Raw genomic sequence first — 19,083 nt, forward strand, 5'->3', positions numbered from 1 at the left:
GTGCGCTCACTCCTCGGCATTAGGAGGCGACGGCGTCACCGGTGGCCGCGGTCGGGATGCCCGGGCCCGCAGGGCAATGCGGGTCCGGGCCAGGCGGCGCGGCCAGGGGACGTGCCGGTCGGGCGTACGGGCCCGGGCCGGTCGAGTCGCGGATGACCAGGTCGGTCTGGAGCATTACCTGTGCGGTGGTACGACGGACGCCGAGCGCCGTGCCGGCACCGAGCCCTCGCGCGCCGCGCGGTGATTCGGTGTCCTGTTGCAGCAGCATGTCGACGGCCGTCCGGCCGGCGGCCCCGGTGGGTGTGGCCACCGTCGTCAGTTTGGGGCGGGTGAGCCGGCTCAGGGCGATGTCGTCGACCCCGACGACGCTCACCTCCTCCGGCACCCGCACCCCGAGCGCGTCCAGCCCCTCGATGAGGCCGATCGCCATCAGGTCGTTGTAGGCGAGCACGGCCGACACACCGCTGCGCCGCACCTGCTCGGCGATGGCGGAGCCGCCGGTCTCGGTGGGCGCGTTCGGGCCGAGCACTGTCAGCTCCGCGCCACCCGCCCGGGCGGCCGTGCCGGCGGCGCGGCGCATCTCCCGGTTGGTCCACGAGCTGCGCGGGCCACCGAGCAACGCGATGCTGCGGTGCCCCAGGCCGATCAGGTGCTCGATCGCCGCCCGGGCACCCTGGCCGACGTCCATCAGCACGCAGGGCAGGCCGGTCACCTGTCGGTTGACGACCACCAGCGGCACCTCACGGCTGAGCTGTTCGATCAGGCTGTTGCTCATCCGAGGACTGCACAGCAGCACCCCGTCCACCTGCTTGGCCAGCGCGTGGACCAGCTCCTCCTCGACGGTCGGATCCTCGTTGGTGTCGGCCACGAAGACGTGGTAGTCGCGGTGCCGGGCCTGACTCTCCGCCGCCTTGATCAGTGGCGGGAAGAACGGGTTCGCGATGTCCGCGATGATCAGCCCGATGTTGTGCGTACGCCCGGTGATCAGCGCCCGGGCGGCCCGGTTGGGCCGGTAGCCCAGATCCTCCGCGCAGGCCAGCACCCGGACCCGGGTCTCCGGGTTGACCAGGTGCGGAGCGGAGAAGGTGCGGGACACGGTGGAGATGTGCACACCGGACGCCCGAGCGACGTCCCGGATGGTGACTGGCACGGCGGCCCCTTCGTCCGATGTGGTGGTGGTCACGTGGGTGTGGCCATTAATGCAAACGGTTGCGCCAGTGTCAACGGTGGATGGTTACGGCTTTGTTGCACCCACACTCCCCTTGGTGACTTGCAGGCCCGCAAACACGGATATTTGCCGCCGATTGCGTCACCCTCGTTGACGCAGTCGGATCGATCGTGATTACTTCACTGCAAACGTTTGCAGGATCACCGGGGAGGCGACCGCATGTCACCGAGAGTCGACGGCCGGGTCCGGTACGCCGTCGTGGGAACCGGCGCCCGGGCGGAGATGTTCGTCCGCGCCCTGGTGCTCGACCACGCCGACACCACCGAGCTGGTCGCGTTCGCCGACGTCAACCAGGCCCGGATGGACGCGCACAACCGCTGGCTGGCCGAGCTGGGCCACCGCCCGGTGCCCACGTACCCGGCGGGTGACTTCGCGGCCATGCTGGACAAGGAGCGGGTCGACGTCGTCCTGGTCACGAGCGTGGACGTCACCCACGACGAGTACGTGGTGGCCGCGCTGCGCGCCGGGCGGGAGGTCGTCACCGAGAAGCCGATGACCGTGGACGCGCCGCGCTGCCGGCGCATCCTGGACGCGGTCACCGAGACCGGCGGTCGGGTGACTGTCGCGTTCAACTACCGCTACAACCCGCTGCACGAACAGGTCCGCCGGCTGCTCGCCGAGGGCGCGGTCGGTGAGATCGGCTCGGTGCACTTCGAGTGGCTGCTCGACGTACGCCACGGCGCCGACTACTTCCGCCGCTGGCACCGCGACAAGGCCACGTCCGGCGGGCTGATGGTGCACAAGGCCAGCCACCACTTCGACCTGGTCAACTGGTGGCTGGCCGCCACCCCCGTCGAGGTGTACGCGGCGGGCCGGCTGTTCTTCTACGGCGAGGACGGCCGCCGGCACGGCTACGCCCGCGACTACGACCGGGCACACGGCTCCCCCGCCGCCGTCGACGACCCGTTCGCGCTGCGACTCGACGCCCACCCCCGGTTGCGTGAGCTGTACCTCGACGCCGAGGCCGAGGACGGCTACCAGCGCGACCGCAACGTGTTCGCCCCCGGCGTCAGCATCGAGGACGACATGGCGGTGCTCGCCCGCTACTCCACCGGCGCCACGATGACCTACCACCTCACCGCCTACGCGCCCTGGGAGGGTTACCGGGTGATGGTCAACGGCAGCCGGGGTCGGCTGGAGCTGGAAGTCACCGAGAACGACTTCGTCGACCGGGGCACCGCCGGAGCCGTCAAGGGCGCCGCCCTGCACGGCACCGAGGCGCCGGCCGAGGGCGGTGGTGCGACCCTCACCCTGCGCCCGTTCTGGCAACCGCCCCGACAGATCCCCGTCGAGGGTCGCAGCCGGCACGGCCACGGTGGCGCGGACGCCCGGATGACCGCTGTGCTCTTCGGGGGTCAACCCGACCCCCTGGAGCGCGCCGCGACCGCCCACGACGGCGCGTTGGCCCTGCTCACCGGCCTGGCGGCCAACCGGTCCTTCGAGACCGGTCAACCGGTCCGGGTCGCCGACCTGCTCACCCCCCGCTGACCTGGAGACGAGGAGCCCATCCCCGTGCCGACGTTCGACCACAACGACCTGCTCCTGCCGCCCGAACCGGGCCAGCGCGCGCTGGCCCGGGAGCTGTACGCCCTCGCAGCGGAGCAGCCCATCATCTCGCCGCACGGGCACGTCGACCCGGCCCTGCTGGCCGAGGACCGACCCTTCCCGGACCCGGCGCAGCTGCTCATCGTGCCCGACCACTACCTGACCCGGATGCTGCTCAGTCAGGGCGTCCCCCCGTCGGACCTGGGTGTGCCCACCCGTGACGGCAGCCCGGTGGAGACCGACGGGCGGGTGATCTGGCGACGCTTCGCCGCGCACTGGCACCTGTTCCGGGGCACCCCCTCGCGGCTCTGGTTGGAGCAGACCTTCCGCACCGTGTTCGGGGTGCACACCCCGCTCGGCCCGGCCACCGCCGACACCCTCTACGACGAGATCGCGGCCCGGCTCGCCGAACCGGACTTCCGGCCCCGGGCGCTGTTCGAGCGGTTCAACATCGAGGTGCTCGCCACCACCGAGTCGCCGCTGGACGACCTCGGCCAGCACGCCAAACTCGCCGCCGACGGCTGGGGCGGGCCGGGCGGCCGGGTCGTCACCACCTTCCGCCCGGACGACGTGGTGGACATGGAGTTCGACGGCTGGTCGACCAACGTGGAGCGGCTTGGTGAGCGGGCCGGCGAGGACACCGGCACGTACGCCGGTTACCTGGCCGCGCTGCGCGCCCGGCGCGCCGCGTTCATCGCCGCCGGCGCGACGTCCTCGGACCACGGCCACCCCACCGCGCGGACGCTGGACCTGACGCCGGCAGAGGCCGAGCGGCTGTACGACCGGGGCCGGCGCGGCGAGGCCGACGCCGCCGACGCCGAGGCGTTCCGGGCGCACATGCTTGTGGAGTTCGCCCGGATGTCACTCGACGACGGCCTGGTCATGCAGCTGCACCCCGGCGCGGTGCGCAACCACAACCGTTGGCTGCACGCCCGGCACGGCCGCGACGTCGGCGGCGACATCCCGCAGGCCACCGAGTACGTACACGCGCTCGCCCCGCTGCTGGAGCGCTACGGCAACGACCCGCGGCTGCGGTTGGTGCTCTACACCCTCGACGAGGACACGTTCACCCGGGAGCTGGCGCCCCTCGCGGGCGGATACGCCGCGCTGCTGCTCGGCGCGCCCTGGTGGTTCCTGGACTCCCCCGAGGTGCTGCGCCGGTTCCGGGAGACGGTCACCGAAACCGCGGGCTTCTACAACACCACCGGGTTCGTCGACGACACCCGGGCGTTCTGCTCCATCCCGGTACGCCACGACGTCGCCCGTCGGGTCGACGCCGGTTTCCTGGCCCGGCTGGTCGCCGAGCACCGGCTGCCGATGGACGAGGCCGCCGAGACCATCGTCGACCTGGCGTACCGGCTGCCCAAGCGGGTCTTCAACTTCGGAAAGGCCGACCAGTGACGGTGACCATCACCTCCGTCGAGGTGCACGACGTGCGGTTCCCGACCGCCGCCCGGGGCGACGGCTCCGACGCGATCAACCGCGGCGACTACTCGGCGACGTACGTGGAGCTGGGCACCGACGCCGGCCCGACCGGCGCGGGGTTCACCTTCACCAACGGCCGGGGCAACGAGATCACCTGCGCGGCGGTCCGCGCGCTCGCCCACCACGTGCGGGGGCGCACGATCGAGGAGATCACGGCCGAGCCGGTCGCGTTCTGGCGCTCGCTCAGCGCCGACGTGCAGCTGCGCTGGCTGGGCCCGGAGAAGGGCGTCATCCACATGGCGACCGGGGCGCTGGTCAACGCGGTGTGGGACCTGCGGGCCACGTTGGCCGGCAAGCCGATGTGGCGGTTCCTCGCCGAGCTGCCCACCGACGAGCTCGTGGCCAGCGTCGACTTCCGGCACATCACCGACGCGATCACCCCGGACGAGGCGGCGGCCATCCTGGACAAGGGATTAATCGGAGGGGATGGCCGGCTCGCGGAACTCAAGCAGAGTGGTTTCGCTTCGTACACCACTTCGGTCGGCTGGCTCGGCTACCCCGACGACAAGGTGCGGGCGCTGACCCGGCAGGCGTACCAGGACGGCTGGCGGGCGATGAAGATGAAGGTCGGCGGCCCGCTCGCCGACGACCTGCGGCGGGCCCGGATCATCCGGGAGGAGATCGGCCCGGACGCGCTGCTGATGATGGACGCCAACCAGGTCTGGGACGTCGACGAGGCGATCACCGCGATGGCCACGCTGGCCGAGGTCGACCCGTACTGGATCGAGGAACCCACCCACGCCGACGACATCCTCGGCCATGCCCGGATCGCCCGGGCGGTGACCGAGTTGACCGGCGGCCGGTGCCGGGTGGCCACCGGTGAGGTGGCCGCCAACCGGGTGATCTTCAAGCAGTTGTTGCAGGCCGACGCGATCGGCGTGATGCAGATCGACGCCTGCCGGGTCGGCGGCGTCAACGAGGTCCTCGCCGAGCTGCTGCTGGCGGCGAAGTTCGGGGTGCCGGTCTGCCCGCACGCCGGCGGTGTGGGCCTCTGCGAGTACGTCCAGCACCTGGCGATCTTCGACTACCTGCGGGTGGGCACCGGCCTGGACGGTCGGATGGTCGAGTACGTCGACCACCTGCACGAGCACTTCGTCGACCCGGTCCGGACCCGCGGTGGCCGCTACCTGCTGCCCGAGCGACCGGGATACAGCGCCACCATGAAGCCGGCGTCGATCGCCGAGTTCCGCTTCCCGGACGGCCCGGCATGGCGGTGACCGTCGGCGCCTCCCGGCTCGGCCTGGGCATGCTGCGCCACCTGCCCGCCGAGGCCCGCCCCCTGATCCGGCCGGGCACCGTGCCGACGGGCATCGTGCACCTCGGCCTGGGGGCGTTCCACCGGGCACACCAGGCCGTCTTCACCGAGGCGGCGGTCGGCGCGGCCGGCGGCGACTGGGGCATCATGGCCGTCGCCCCCCGCAGCACCGCGATGGTCGAGGCGATCGCCGCCCAGGACAACCTGTTCAGCGTCAGCACCCTCTCCGCCGCCGGCAGCGCCACCCGGGTGGTGGGCGCCCTGAGCGGCGTACGGCACGCTCCCCGCGACCCGGACGCCGTGGTGGCGTTGCTCGCCGACCCGGCGGTACGCGTGGTGACCCTGACCGTCACCGAGAAGGCGTACCAACTCGACCCGGTGACCGGTGAGCTGTCCCCGGACCCGGCGCTCGCCGCGGACCTGGCCGGCGGCCGACCACCGACCACGGTGCCGGGGCTGCTGCTGCGCGGGCTGGCCGCGCGGGCCGCCGCGGACGCCGGGCCGGTGGCACTGGTGAGCTGCGACAACCTCCCAGCCAACGGCCGGCGACTGCGCGGAATGCTCGACCAGGCGGTTGGGCGTGCCGACGGGGTGCCCGCCGGGCTGGTCGAGTGGGTGGCCGCGAACGTCAGCTGCCCGGGGACGATGGTGGACCGGATCGTGCCGGCCAGCACCCCGGAGACGATCGAGGCGGCACGGCGGGTGCTCGGCGTGACCGACCTGGCCGCGGTCGCCGCCGAACCGTACGCGCAGTGGGTGATCGAGGACGACTTCCCCGGCGGACGGCCCGGCTGGGAGCACGCCGGGGCGGTGCTCACCGACGACGCCGGCCCGTGGGAGCGGCTGAAACTGCGCACTCTCAACGGCGTGCACTCTGCCATCGCGTACCTCGGTGCGCTGGCCGGTCGGGAGACCATCGCCGAGGCGCTGGAGATCCCGCACCTGGCCGACGTGCTGCGCCGGCTGATCGCCGAGGACGTCGCGGCCAGCTTCACGCCGCCGGACGGGGTCCGGGTGGTCGACTACGGCGAGCAGGTCCTCGCCCGGTTCGGCAACCCGGCGATCCACCACCGCACCCTCCAGGTCGCGTTGGACGGCTCGCAGAAGCTGCCGCAACGCGTCCTGCACACCATCGCCGACCTGCGCGCGGCCGGCCGGTCCGCGCGCTGGGGCGCGCTGGTCGTGGCGTCCTGGTTGCGCTTCGCGCTGGGGTACGCCGACGACGGGCACCCGTTGCCGTTCCAGGACCCCCTCGCCGGGCCGATCCGCGCCGCGCTGGACGCCGGTGCGCAGAGCCCGGCGGGTGCCGTCGACGCGCTCTTCGCGCTGCGCGAGGTCATCCCGGTCGAGGTGGCCGAGGACGACGAGGTCCGCGCCGACGTGATCGCCTGGTTGACCGCGCTGCAACGACACGGCGTCGAGGCCACACTGGCCGGTGCCCGGTGAACGGGCCGACACTGGCCGGTGCGCGGTGAACGGGCCGACACCGGCCGGTCGGTGGTGAGCGGGGTGACGCCGCCCCGGGTGGCGGTGATCGGGGCGAACGGGCACGGCCGGTGGCACCGGCGGGTGATCGCCCCGCTGCACGCCGCCGGCCGGTTGCGGCTGGTCGCCCTGGTCGACGTCCGACCGGTGGAGGACGATCCGGCGGCGCCGGTGCCACCCGGGGTCGAGGTGTTCACCGACCACCGGGCGATGCTCGCCGCCACCCGGCCGGAGGTGGTGGTGATCTGCACGCCGCCGCACACCCACCTGGCGATCGCCCGGGACGCCCTGGCCACCGGCGCGGACCTGCTGTTGGAGAAACCGCCGGTGTTGTCGCTGGCCGAGCACGAGGAGCTGGCCTGGGCGCTGACCGCCGCCGGCCGGGTGGCGCAGGTCGGTTTCCAGGCGCTCGGCTCGGCGGCCCTGACCGCGCTGACCGACGCGCTGGCGGCGGGCCGGCTGGGCACGGTCACCGGCATCTCCACCGTCGCCGCGTGGCAACGGCCGGACGCCTACTACGCCCGCTCCCCGTGGGCCGGTCGGCGAAGCCTCGACGGCCGGCCGGTGCTGGACGGCGCGTTGGCCAACCCGCTCGCGCACGCGGTGATGCAGTGCCTGGCGGTCGCCGAGGCGCTCGGTGGGGCGACGCCCTGGCCGGTGGCGATCGAGGTGGAACGCTACCGGGTCCGCCCGATCGAGGTGGAGGACACCGCCGTGCTGCGGGTCCTGTTCCGCGCCGGTCCGCCGGTGCTGGTGGCGGTGACCCTGGCCGCCGAGGAGTTCGTGGCGGGTGAGGTGGTGGTGACCGGCACGGCGGGTCAGGCGGTGCTGGAGTACCCGACGGACCGCTTGCGGCTGCCCGGGGACGTGGTGACCCGCCGCGTCCCGGGGCGGGTGGGGTTGCTGGAGAACCTGCTGGCGCACCGGGACGACCCGGCGGCGGTGCCGCTGATCGCGCCGCTGGCCCGTACCGCGCCGTTCACCGCGCTGCTGGACGCGCTGCGGGTCGCCCCCGAGCCCCGGCTGCTCGACGGCGACCTGGTGACCGTCGTCGGTGAGGGCGGGGAACGGGTACGCCACCTGCGGGGCGTGGTCGACGTGCTGCGTCGGGCGGCCGAGCGGGGGGCGCTTCCGAGCGAACTGGCGGTGCCGTGGGCGGCGGCGGCGTATCGCGCCGAGTTGACCGGATAGGGGGCCCACGGCAACCGGAGTACAAACGCCGCCCGCACTCGGGGTGGTCACATCGGACACACCCCCGAATATCCGACTGCCCCTCCACCACCAGCGAATGGGAAGAGTCGATGCGCAGAATCCTCACCGGCGTTACGGTGATCGCCCTCCTGCTCGGTGCCAGCCCGGCCGCCGCCGCTGCGCGCCCCGACACCCCGGCCACCGACGGGCTCTCCTGGCTGGCCGGCCATCTCGGACGGCAGACCCTGCCCGAGCGGGACGGCTGGGCGGCCGAGGGCACCGGCACCACCGGCGGTTCGACGGCCGCACCCGACCGGACCCGGGTGGTGCACAGCCGGGCCGAGCTGGTCGTCGCCCTGGGCGGTGACAACGCCAGCAACGCCACCGACGCCACGCCGAAGCTCATCTACGTCGACGGCGCCATCGACGGTTTCGAAGGACCGGAGGGCACCGCGCTGAGCTGTGCCGACCTGGCCGACCCGGCGTACCGGTTGGACGCCTACCTGGCCGCGTACGACCCGGCGGTGTGGGGACGGGTGCCCCCGAGCGGGCCACTGGAAGAGGCCCGGGTGCGTTCGGTGACCAACCAGACCCGGCAGACCCAGATCAACGTCGGCCCGAACACGACGATCGTCGGGCTGCGCGGCGCCCGCCTGACCGGGCTCACCCTCATGATCGACCGGGCGTCGAACGTCATCGTCCGCAACCTGACCCTCGTCGACGCCCGGGACTGCTTCCCCGCCTGGTCACCGACCGACGGCGAGGCCGGCAACTGGAACAGCCAGTACGACCAGATCTCGGTACGCCGCAGCGAGAACGTCTGGGTCGACCACAACACCTTCACCGACGGCGACAACCCGGACAGCGCCCAACCCGTCTACTTCGGACGGCCCTACCAGGTGCACGACGGGTCACTGGACGTCACGCACACCGCCAGCCTCGTCACCGCCTCGTGGAACCGCTTCACCGGGCGGGACAAGCTGCTGCTGATCGGCTCGTCCAACACTGTCGGCCCGGACGTGGGCCGGTTGAAGGTCACTCTGCACCACAACCTCTTCGACGGCGTCCTGCAACGGCTGCCCCGGGTGCGCTTCGGTCAGGTCGACATCTACAACAACCACTACCGGCTCGGCGGGGACGACTTCCAGTACGCGCTGGGCGTCGGTGTCCAGTCGGCGATCTACGCGCAGAACAACTTCTTCACACTGGAAGCGCCGGTCGACCCGGCCGACCTGCTCTACGACTGGGGCGGCACCGCGCTGACCGAGCGGGGGTCCTGGGTGCGCCAGAGTGGCAGCCCGGCCCGGCCGGTCGACCTGCTGGCGGCGTACAACGCGACCCATGACCCGGACCTGGCCGCCGACGCGGGCTGGACGCCCACCCTGCGCCGCGACCCCGTCCTGCCGGCACCACTGGTCCCCCTCCTGGTGGGCCCCCTCGCCGGTGCCGACCGGCTGCCGATCTGACCGCTCGGCGCGCCCGCAACTCGCGGTCGGGTCGGCGACGTAGGGGCCCATCGATGTGGTGAAGATCGGCTATAAGTGACGCATGGACTTCCCGCCGCACCTGGGCAGCATGCCGATGCACGCGATCACCGAGATCCACGGCGAACCGGGCCTGCTGGAACGCTTCCGGTTGGAGGTCCAGCAGTTCGACGACGACGACCGGGAGCGGCTGAACGCCGCGCTGGACCTCGCCGCCGAGCTGCACCGCGACGACCGACGGGTCCGCGAGCCGTACCTGAATCACCTGCTGCGGGTGGCGATCCGGTTGATGCACCACTACCAGGTGCGCGACGTGGAGGTGATCGTCGCCGGCCTGCTGCACGACGCGGTGGAGGACCACCCGGCCGAGCTGGCCGGCGGTGAGCCGGGGGCCGACCCGACCGCTGCGGCGCTGGTCGCGCTCGCCGCGCGGTTCGGGCCGCGGGTGGCCACCCTGGTCGCCGCCGTCACCAACCCGGGGTACGACCCGGAGCGGGACCGCAACGCGCAGTACCGGGAGCACCTGGCGGTCAGCCTGGACCGGGAGCCCTGGGCCCGGGTGATCAAGGTGTCGGACTTCACCGACAATGGCGTGGGGGTGATCCACACGGTCGGGCCGAAGGTCGTCTCGTCGGCCCGGAAGTACCGGCCGCTGGTGCCACTCTTCCGGGACCTGATCGGCCGACCGGACACCCCGTTGTCGCCGGCGGTGAAGCGGCACATCTTCGGCCAGCTCGACCTTGCCGAGGAGCGGTTCAGCGCCATCCTCGACCAGCCCGCCCCGAACTGACGGCCCGTTCCCGAGCTGACCGCCGCCTCTGAGCTGACGGTCGCCGCATCACCCGACCGGGTTCCGCGACAAGTTCTCGGATCTTCGGCGAACCTCTCGCATTACGGTGAGTTTGCGCCAGATGAGAGGCATCAGCCCTCTTGGTCCCGATTTCTGGTGTGACCCCGATCGAGAGGATTCGGACCATGCGCGACCTTTCTCGTCGTGATCTGCTCAAGGCGACGGCCGTCGGCGCCGGAGCGGTCGCTCTTCCAAGCGTGATCGCCGGCAGCTCGGCGATCGCGGCCGACGGTCCCGGGTCGTCCTCCGGCGCCACGTACCCACCGGCGGAACTGACCGGGCGCATCGTCCGCCCCCAGAGCCCGAACTATGCGGAGGCCAGCCTCGGCTGGGACGAGCTGTTCGTGCGCTACCCCCTGGTCATCGTGTTCGCCCAGGAGACCCAGGACGTGGTCAACGCCCTCACCTGGGCGCGGCAACACGACGTCGCACTGCGGGTACGCAGCGGTCGCCACAGCCTCGAAGGCTGGTCGAACGTCGACAACGGCATCGTGATCGACGTCAGCGAGCTGAAGGACGTCCACATCGACGCCACCGCTCGCGTGGCGAAGCTTGGCGCGGGGCTCAACCAGTCGGAGGCGATCACCGCACTCGGGGAGTACGACTTCGCGGCGACGACCGGAACGGAGGGGACCGTCGGCCTGTCCGGCGCGACCCTCGGCGGCGGCTTCGGGTTCCTCACCCGCTATCTCGGCATGGCGTGCGACAACCTGATCGGTGCGGAGATCGTCGTCGCGGCCGGCGCCAACGGCGCGAAGGTGCTCGAGGTGGACCCGTGGAATTACCCGGACCTGCTCTGGGCCCTGCGCGGCGCCGGAAACGGCAACTTCGGGATCGTCACGTCGCTGACCTACAAGGTGGCCCCGCTGAAGAGCGTGGCCTACCTTCAGGCGACCTGGCCGGGCCTCGACAACCTGCACGAGGTCTTCGAAAACTGGCAGCGCACCGCGCCCTTCAGCGACCCCCGCCTCGGCACCCAGGTCGAGGTGCACCCGAACGAGATCCTGCTGTTCGCGGTGCTCGCCGAGGGATCGGAGGCCGAGACGAGGAAACTGCTGGAGCCCATCCTCTCGATCGGCGACCCCGAGGTCACAGTCCAGATCGGCGGCTGGAGCGAAACCTACTCCGGCTTCCAGATCCCGAGCGACGAAGAGCCGGCGAAGTGGAAGTTCTTCTCGCAGTTCACCAGGGAGCCCTTCCCGGCGAAGGCGATCAGTATCGTCCGCGAGTTCATGGAGAACTCCCCGTCGCCGGACAGCAACTTCTTCACCCAGGCCTTCGGGTCCGGAGCCCAACGACAGGAACCCTTCGGCGGCGCGGCCTTCCCGCACCGCGACGCGCTCTTCTACTCCGAGCCCGGCGCGGGCTGGGGCACCCGCGGCGAGCCCGACAGCGATGACGCCATCACCCCGATCGCCCAGACCTGGATCGCCGAGTTCAGCCAGGCGCTGCGGCCCTACGTGGACGGCGCCTACGTCAACGTGCCGAACATCGGCATGGCGGAGTGGGAGGAGGCCTACTGGGGCCGCAACTTCCCACGGCTGCGCAAGATCAAGGCAAAGTACGACCCGCACAACGTCTTCCAGTACGAGCAGAGCATCCCGCCCGCGACGCACTGACCAACCTGACCGGTCAGACCAGCCGGACTGGTAAGACCAGCCGGACTGGCCTGACCAGCGACGCGCGAGGCACACCACCCGCTCGGCTGGATCTCCTCCCACCCCAGCCGCCCCCTTTGCTCTGCACCCATGGACGCACCACTTACAGACCGTGAGCGTCGCATCCGTGGGTGCAGAGCAAAGGACGGATGTCCGGGGGCGCCGGGAGGCCGGCTGGGCGGAGTGTGGGCTGGTGGGACGCCGGTATGGGCCCTGCGGCCGGCCGGTCACGGAAAGGGGACGGTCACCCTGGGTGCAGGCCGGCGCGAACAAGACGCTCCAGCCACGGGGTCGGCGCGACCCCCAACTCGCGGCCCAGGTCGGCGCGGAACAGCTCGAACCGCCGTACCGCCTCGTTGATGTTGCGCTCCGCCAGGTGCACCGCGATCAGCGTGCGGGTGGCGCTCTCCCGCAGCGGCTCCAACTGCACAGCGGTCAACGCCACCTGCACCGCCTCGCTGTACCGGCCCTGCGCGGTGAGCCGCTCGGCGAGCGCCTCCAACGCGTACAGCTGGGTCTGGCGCAACCGTTCCCGCTCGGTCAGCACCCAGTCGTCGTACCAACCGGGCAGCAGCTCACCGGTCGCCAGCGCCGGCACACCGGGGCCGACGTCGACAGGTGACCCGCCGGCCAGCAGGGCGGTGGCCGCCGCGCCCAGGGTGGCCACGTCGCTGGTCACCCCGGCGGCCAGGGCCAGCCGGTCGTCCTCGTCCACCAGGGGTTCGGGAGTCACCCGGTGCAGCCGCCAGAGCATCGTGCGCAGGTTGGCCCGGGCCCGGTCCTCGTGCGAGCCGGGCCAGAGCGTGCCGGCGGCCTCCGAGCGGGCACACCGCTGGCGTACGCCGAGGTAGGCCAGCAGTCGGCGGGCGCCCTGCGGCACCGTCACCACCCGCCCGTCGCGTTCCAACCCGAACCCACCGAGCAGCCGCAACGCGTACCGGGGAGGCCGCCCCGCCTCGATCTCGGGTGCCGCGGTGCGAAGGTCGTGTGTAACCTCGTGAACAGCCATTCCTGCGCCTCTCGCACCCGATCGCCCCGTGGGACTTCACGGTCGGGTGTGGACGATCCCCGCGCCAGCGCAGTGTCGTCACACCGACCCGGCGAGCGGCGTGGATCAACCGTTCGCCGGATCCGGCACCGACCGTTCAGCGCAGCTTGCTCAGCGTCCGGGCGTACCCGGTCCACTCGGCGGCGTCGCCGACGTTCGCGCGCACCTGCGCCTCCTTCATGATGGCGAGCACCTGCTCCGTCGGAGCCTCGGCCAACTTGCCGAGCGTGCTGATCCCGGCGCGGGCCAGCGCTGCCCGGGCCTTGGTCGGCACCCCGCTGAGCATGGCGATGTCGGCGTCGCCGACGTTCTCCAGCTCACCCTCGATGCCGAGCGCGGCGGCGACCGCCGACTGGGCGCCAACGGTGGTCCGGACGATCACCGCCTCCCGCTCGCTCACCTCGCCGAGCATCGCGTCCACGCTCGGGTAGCTGGTGTCCGCCGGCAGCACCTTGAGTACGTCGCGGATCAGTCGGCCGTCGGCCACCTCCTCCTCGCCGAACGCGCGGATGAACTCCGACAACTTCACCTCGCGCGGGAAGCGCTGCCGGACGTCACCGTTCTCGGCGGCGTACCGCTGCAGGTAGGCCGCGCCCCGGACCTTCGGCCCGACGACCACGTCGACGCCGAGGGTCTCCACGGCGGGCAGCACGATGGTGCCGGCCTTGGTCTGCCAGATGCTGACCTTCTTGTCCATGAACATCGTGGTGCCCATGTACTTGCCGAAGTCCAGCGCGCCGATGTAGTTGGGGATCTGCTCGATCGCGTACGGGCCCGGGCTGACCTTGTTCTCGTGCACCGTCGAGTGCAGCCGGTTGATCTCCGCGCGGATCTCGTCGAGCAGCCGCCGCAGGCTGACCCGCATCGCCGCCATGCAGGAGAACGCCTTGGCCAGGTCGGTGCCGAGGTGGTCCAGGTCGTGTTCGATGCGGTGGAACCGCTCGTTGAAGCCCTGCTCCCCCGGGGTCTGCCCGGCCTGCACCACGTCCTCGCCGTCAACCCAGTCGCTGTGGGCGAAGGTGCGCGCGAACGGCGGCGGCGCGCAGCCCGGCTCCACGGCGGGGAACGACTCGGCGTAGCTGAACACCCGCTTCGCGGTGCCCACGTTCTCGTAGATCCAGGATGAGACCAGCACACTGGCGTCCGAGGCCGGAATGCCGTGCTTGGTGAACGCCTCGTACAGCTCGGTGACGGTCACCCCGTCGTAATTGATCTCGCTCGCCATTGTGGTGTCCCTCTCAGAGCTGGTCGTACACGCCGCGGTGCCGGCGCTGCTGGAAGGTGCGGAAGGTCCGGGCCACCGTCGGGCGCAGCGGCTCGGCGGTGCCGTCGGCGTCGAGGTCGACGTGGTCGCGGCGGATGCCGAACGTGTTGATCTCCACGCCGAGCGGGCAGACCCGGGTCAGCGCGTTCATCAGGCGCTCGTACTGCGCCAGGGTCAACGTCACCCCGTCGGGCAGCTCCACCCGGAACTCGTACGGGTCGGTCCGGCCGGTCCGCACGTAGGAGAGCGCCACCACGGCGACCAACCCGGCGTGGGTGGGCCGCAGCGCAGTCCGCGCGCCGACCGCCTTGATCTCCGCGGTGCCACCGCCGAGCCCCACGGTGTACCAGCGGAACCCGGTGGCCCGGCGCTCGGCCAGGTTCAGCCCGGCCTGCGGCAGCCCGATCACGCTGCACACCAGCAGGATCCGGTTGCCCGTCTCGACCAGCGGCAGCGCGGCGGCGAGGTGCTGCTCGCGCAGCAGCCCGACCAGGCGGGCCAGCCGGTCGCCGGCAGCCGGCTGGCCGGCGATCAATGCGCTGGCCAACGCGGCCGGCAGCTCGATGGTCTCCACCAGTTCGTCGGGGAGGCGGTTCAGCGCGGCGACCACCGGGGCCGGGTCCCGTACCGCGGGAAGGCCGGCGGCGGCCAGCACCTGGTCCACCGGCTGCCCGGCCGGCCGGGTCGGCACCGCCGCCCACCGGGTCCGGGCCGCCGCGTCGGTCAGCGGCGTCCACGCCGGCTCCCCCGCGCCGGTCCAGGCTGACGCGGCGGCGACCAGACCGGCGAGGAGCAGCGCGTTGCCGCCCGGGTCGCCCGGCGCGTGGAACTGCGCCTCGACCGGCGTGTCGGCCCCGACCGCGGCGCTCAGCGGCGCGGTCACCGCCAGCCCTCGGGTGGGCAGGTGCGACAGATACATCCTGGTGGTGCTGACCCGGTGTGTCGTCGGCAACCCGCACACCCGCCACAGCCAGGCCAGTTCCCCGTCGGCTGCCACAGTGGGCACGCCCTGCGCACGGGCGGCGGCGATCAGCGCCTCGGCGGTCCGGTCGGCGGTGACCGCTCGGGCGGTGTCCAGCACCCGGTTGCGCAGGTCGGTGGCCTGCGCGGGGGTCGGCCAGCTCACGTCGACGCCGAGGCCCAGCTCGTAGCGGCTGCCACCGGCGTCGTCCTGGGCCCGGGTCACCTGCCAGACGATGGACGAACCGAGCGCCCGGCAGACCCGACCGGCCCGGTCCAGGGCGGCGGCCAGCGGCGGTGCGACGCCGTGCGCGCTGTCGAAGGCGTACGACTGGCGCAGGCTGGCCCGCAGCGCGGTGACCTCGGCCAGCCGACTGGCCGGCAACGCCCGGCCGGCGTGCACTGTGTTGTTCGGCGGGGTGTTCGCGGGCAGCACCAGCCGGTCGCGGCGCAGTTGCGCGAGGAAGTTCGTGCGGTGCTGCGGATCGCCGGCGGCCACCAGCCGGATCGCCACCGCGAACCGGTCGTCGTCCTCGCGCACTGTGAACCGCGCCCCGCCGGGCAGGTCGGCGAAGAGCCCGGTGTTCGGGTCGGTGTCCGTGCCGGGCCCGTTGAGCAGCCGGCGCACCGCACCAGGGGTGGGCAGCAGGAACCGCCGGTAGAGACCGAGCCGGTGGGCGTACGCGGCGTCCGGCTCGCGGGCCGGCGGGGCCAGGCGGCGGGCGTACACCTCACCGGAGGCCGGCTCGTGCACCAGCTCGTCGACGAAGCGGGCCACCCCGATGTCCGCGCCGATCCGGTCCAGCGCGTCGCGGCGGGCGTGCGCGATGGTCCGGTACGCGTGCACCTCCCGGGCCGCGCGGCGCAGCCGGTGCTTCTCGTACGACATCAGGTAGAGCAGCCGGCCCAGGTTGCCCTCCAGCACGGCCAGCTCGATCAACCCGGTGAGCGCGGCACCGGTGACCGCCGTGGCGGCGGCGCCTTCGACGGCCCGCTCGGCCGTCACGGCGACGGGGAACGACGCGACCAACGGCTCGTCGGCGGTGTCCGGGGCGTACGCCGGCACCGACGCCCCGGCGGCCGACCAGGGCGCGAAGACCACCGGCGGCAGCACCCGCTGGCCCGCGCCGCCGGGGTCCACAGTGACGGTCACCCGTACGGTCTCCTCGGCCAGGTCGCGGCGCAGCACGACGGTGAGCAGCGGGTGGCGGCTGGTCCAGTCCACGACGGCGACGCCGGTGCCAACCAGTGGCACCACCACCCGCCGGACGGTGCCCGGGTACGGGCCTTCCAGCTGGTCGACGAGGTTACGTTCGACGGACGGGTCGGCGCCGTCCACGGGTACCCGGATGTCGGTCATCGGTCCCCCGCTCAGACGATCCGGAACGGCCGGGGGTCGTCCCGGTCGACGTAGACAGGCACCTGGTTCGCGGCGAGCACCGCGTTGTCGCCGACCGGCAGCCGCTGCACCCCGTCGCCGGTGGGCGCGCTGCCGGTCACCACCACCGCCGAGTCGGCCGGGAAGCGGACCAGCCGCAGTGCGCGGACGTCCGCGACGCCCGGCTCGTTCATCAGCGTCCAGATCACCTCGGCGGCGCGGACCGGCTCGCCGAAGGGCAGCTCGTCGACGTAGCGGCGCAACCGGGCGTGCAGGCGGGCCCGCAGCTCGGTGGCCGCTGTGGACGCGTTCACCGTCTCCTTCGAGCCGGTGGGCAGGGGCAGGCCCCGGATCACCAGATCGGCCTCGACACCGATGCCCACCTCGTCGGCACGGTCCACGGAGGCGAAGATGCCCACCGGGCGCAGGTCCTCGATGACCGACTCGACTGCGGCGTGCAGCCCGTCGGGGCCGTCCCAGATGGCCGCGGCGGTGGGCGCGACCAGCACCGTGACGTAGTACGGGTTGCCGAGGTCGCGTTCGGTGCTGAAGACCCGCTCGATGAAGTTGAAGTTGCCGAAGATGGACTGGTTGAGGTCCAGCCCACCGCGACCGTCGAAGACCTGCACCTGACGTACGCCGGGCACTGTCGCCACGGCCAGACCGATCGCCTCGGCTGTCCAGATGGAGCGGGGCGCGGCCAGCAGGAGCTGCCGGTAGCGCGCGTCGGGGACCTGCTGTTCGCCCCCGGTCAGCGCGACGGTGTGGGTGATCTCCACCAGTTCCTTGCCGGCGGCCTGCTCGGCGTCGTCCAGGTCGGCCAGCAGGGTGTCGGCCCGGTTCCAGCGGTCGATCTTCTGGCTGGGTTGCGCGGGGTCGAGGTTGTGCGCCGGGCCGGGATAGAACGCGGCGACGGCCGGCACCCGTTCGCCCACGGCGGCGGAGAGCACCACCGTCTCGTCCAGTGCCACGTGGTGCCCGCCGTGTGTGGACAGCCGCGCGCCCCGGGGCAGTGTGAGCTGGGTGCGCCCGGTGGGCAGGGCGGCCTTCAGCTTCAGCTTCACCGTGCCCTTCGCCGGCAGGTACGGGCGGGGTATGCCGAGTTCCTCGCCGAGGCGGGTCAACGCGTCGGCGGTCGCCGACACCACGTACGAGTTGTCGTAGACGGCACCGAGCGCCGCCCACAGTCGGGCGTCCTCCAGCGCGGCCAGTTCCAGGACCTTGCGGAGCACCGCTCCGCTGGTCAGGTCGATGTCGTCGCCGAAGAGCAGCCGGGCGGTGGCCAGCTTCTCGGCGAGCAACCGGGCGAAGGACTTCGGCACGAAGCCGCTCTCGACGATGCCGAAGCCGGTCGAGCCGGTGGCCCGAAGTGCGGCGGCGTCGACGGCCAAGACGTCGGCCAGCTCGGCCGGGAGGGTGGGATCAGACACTGGGCAGCTCCCCGAGATGCACCGAGAGCCGGTCGTCGGTGATGGTTTCGAACTGGACCTGTACCTGGAGGGTGCGGGACGCGCGCAGCGCGGCCTTCGCCGCGTCGTCGGTGCCGTTCGCGCCGAGTCGACCGTCGTCGAGGTTCACGTCGACGATCTTGCGGACGCGGGGGTCGCGGTCGAGCAGCGTGATGATGCCGATGCGCACCTGCTCGCGGATCAGGTTCGGCTCAATCTGCTCGGCGAGGGCGTTGAGACCGTCGAAGCCGAAGGTGGCGTCGAAGACGTTCGAGCCGCGCAGGGTGGTCAGGGCCACCGCGAGGCTCTGGGCCACGTTGTCTGTGCCGGCGACGAGGGCCAGCACCCGGCCGTTCGGGCCGTCGTCGAAGACGATGTCGCGGGCCAGGTCCACGCCGGGCATGGTGGGTTCGAAGGCGAGGCCCCAGCCGAGGTAGCGGCGCTGGGCGGCCTGCCGTTCCCGCTCGGTCCGGTCCATCTCAGACCGCCTTCAGCTTGCTCTGCCCGGCACTGGCGGACAGGCCGGGGGTGCTGCCGTCGGTGGCGCCGCTGAGCGAGTCCAGGGCCACTGCGACGTTGCCGACCTTGAGCTTCCCGGCGGCTCCGGTCGCCGAGGTCACCGTGCTGCACGGCTTGGTGGAGTTGCTGGTGGTGATGGTGCACCCTGCCACCGACTTGCCACTGATGCCGTCCAGCCGGACCACCGGCGCGTGGCTGACAGTCAGCTTGCCCTGCCCGGCCGGGATGACCGCCCCCTGATTGGGGCAGTGCACGTTGCTCGACGTGGTGAGCACGAAAGCCATG

15 protein-coding genes are annotated in these 19,083 nt (G+C 72.3%); 8 read left to right on the top strand and 7 right to left on the bottom strand.

Annotated elements, in window-relative coordinates; translation table 11 throughout:
- Nucleotides 1–19: 19 nt before the first annotated feature.
- A complete protein-coding gene (locus tag KBX46_RS00755; protein ID WP_210789685.1) occupies nucleotides 20–1,150 on the bottom strand; it encodes a LacI family DNA-binding transcriptional regulator in 1,131 nt (376 codons plus the stop codon).
- A gap of 237 nt (nucleotides 1,151–1,387) precedes the next feature.
- Between KBX46_RS00755 and KBX46_RS00760 the strand changes: the two genes are divergently transcribed.
- The 8 genes from KBX46_RS00760 to KBX46_RS00795 all read left to right on the top strand — a co-directional run bounded on the left by KBX46_RS00760 (nucleotide 1,388) and on the right by KBX46_RS00795 (nucleotide 12,142).
- The gene (locus KBX46_RS00760) at nucleotides 1,388–2,716 is read left to right on the top strand and encodes a Gfo/Idh/MocA family protein (protein ID WP_210789688.1); all 1,329 of its coding nucleotides are present in this window, start codon (nucleotides 1,388–1,390) and stop codon (nucleotides 2,714–2,716) included.
- A 24-nt stretch (nucleotides 2,717–2,740) separates the two neighbouring features.
- A complete protein-coding gene (gene uxaC / locus KBX46_RS00765) occupies nucleotides 2,741–4,174 on the top strand; it encodes a glucuronate isomerase (protein WP_210789691.1) in 1,434 nt (477 codons plus the stop codon).
- Complete coding sequence (locus KBX46_RS00770; protein WP_210789694.1) at nucleotides 4,171–5,475, top strand: enolase C-terminal domain-like protein; 1,305 nt, start codon at nucleotides 4,171–4,173, stop codon at nucleotides 5,473–5,475. Before uxaC ends, KBX46_RS00770 begins: the two co-directional genes overlap by 4 nt.
- Complete coding sequence (locus KBX46_RS00775; protein ID WP_210789697.1) at nucleotides 5,466–6,959, top strand: mannitol dehydrogenase family protein; 1,494 nt, start codon at nucleotides 5,466–5,468, stop codon at nucleotides 6,957–6,959. Before KBX46_RS00770 ends, KBX46_RS00775 begins: the two co-directional genes overlap by 10 nt.
- Nucleotides 6,960–6,977: 18 nt before the next feature.
- Entirely contained in the window at nucleotides 6,978–8,189 is a 1,212-nt protein-coding gene (locus tag KBX46_RS00780) for a Gfo/Idh/MocA family oxidoreductase (protein WP_308159325.1), read from the top strand.
- A gap of 110 nt (nucleotides 8,190–8,299) precedes the next feature.
- Nucleotides 8,300–9,655, top strand: coding sequence for a polysaccharide lyase family 1 protein (locus tag KBX46_RS00785; RefSeq protein WP_210789700.1), 1,356 nt, complete (start codon nucleotides 8,300–8,302; stop codon nucleotides 9,653–9,655).
- Between the two features lie 82 nt (nucleotides 9,656–9,737).
- Entirely contained in the window at nucleotides 9,738–10,463 is a 726-nt protein-coding gene (locus KBX46_RS00790) for an HD domain-containing protein (protein WP_210789702.1), read from the top strand.
- 185 nt (nucleotides 10,464–10,648) lie between these two features.
- The gene (locus KBX46_RS00795; protein WP_210789704.1) at nucleotides 10,649–12,142 is read left to right on the top strand and encodes an FAD-binding oxidoreductase; all 1,494 of its coding nucleotides are present in this window, start codon (nucleotides 10,649–10,651) and stop codon (nucleotides 12,140–12,142) included.
- A gap of 283 nt (nucleotides 12,143–12,425) precedes the next feature.
- On the opposite strand, the gene KBX46_RS00800 is transcribed toward KBX46_RS00795, so the two are convergent.
- From KBX46_RS00800 to KBX46_RS00825, 6 genes are all read right to left on the bottom strand, one after another.
- On the bottom strand, nucleotides 12,426–13,190 hold the full coding sequence (locus KBX46_RS00800; RefSeq protein ID WP_210789706.1) for a BTAD domain-containing putative transcriptional regulator: 765 nt from the start codon (nucleotides 13,188–13,190) through the stop codon (nucleotides 12,426–12,428).
- Nucleotides 13,191–13,326: 136 nt separating this feature from the next.
- Complete coding sequence (locus tag KBX46_RS00805; protein ID WP_088948433.1) at nucleotides 13,327–14,454, bottom strand: hypothetical protein; 1,128 nt, start codon at nucleotides 14,452–14,454, stop codon at nucleotides 13,327–13,329.
- A 13-nt stretch (nucleotides 14,455–14,467) separates the two neighbouring features.
- Nucleotides 14,468–16,813 carry a hypothetical protein gene (locus KBX46_RS00810; protein WP_210789708.1) on the bottom strand — a complete coding sequence of 782 codons (2,346 nt, stop codon included), beginning with the start codon at nucleotides 16,811–16,813 and terminating at the stop codon, nucleotides 14,468–14,470.
- Nucleotides 16,814–16,824: 11 nt separating this feature from the next.
- The gene (locus tag KBX46_RS00815; protein WP_210789710.1) at nucleotides 16,825–18,261 is read right to left on the bottom strand and encodes a baseplate J/gp47 family protein; all 1,437 of its coding nucleotides are present in this window, start codon (nucleotides 18,259–18,261) and stop codon (nucleotides 16,825–16,827) included.
- Complete coding sequence (locus KBX46_RS00820; protein WP_088948436.1) at nucleotides 18,254–18,757, bottom strand: hypothetical protein; 504 nt, start codon at nucleotides 18,755–18,757, stop codon at nucleotides 18,254–18,256. Before KBX46_RS00820 ends, KBX46_RS00815 begins: the two co-directional genes overlap by 8 nt.
- A gap of 1 nt (nucleotide 18,758) precedes the next feature.
- Nucleotides 18,759–19,082 (bottom strand): hypothetical protein, encoded by a 324-nt coding sequence (locus KBX46_RS00825; RefSeq protein ID WP_210789712.1) that lies wholly within the window; start codon nucleotides 19,080–19,082, stop codon nucleotides 18,759–18,761.
- Between the last annotated feature and the right edge of the window lies 1 nt (nucleotide 19,083).

Source organism: Micromonospora sp. C81 (genome assembly GCF_018070425.1).
GTDB lineage: Bacteria > Actinomycetota > Actinomycetes > Mycobacteriales > Micromonosporaceae > Micromonospora > Micromonospora zamorensis.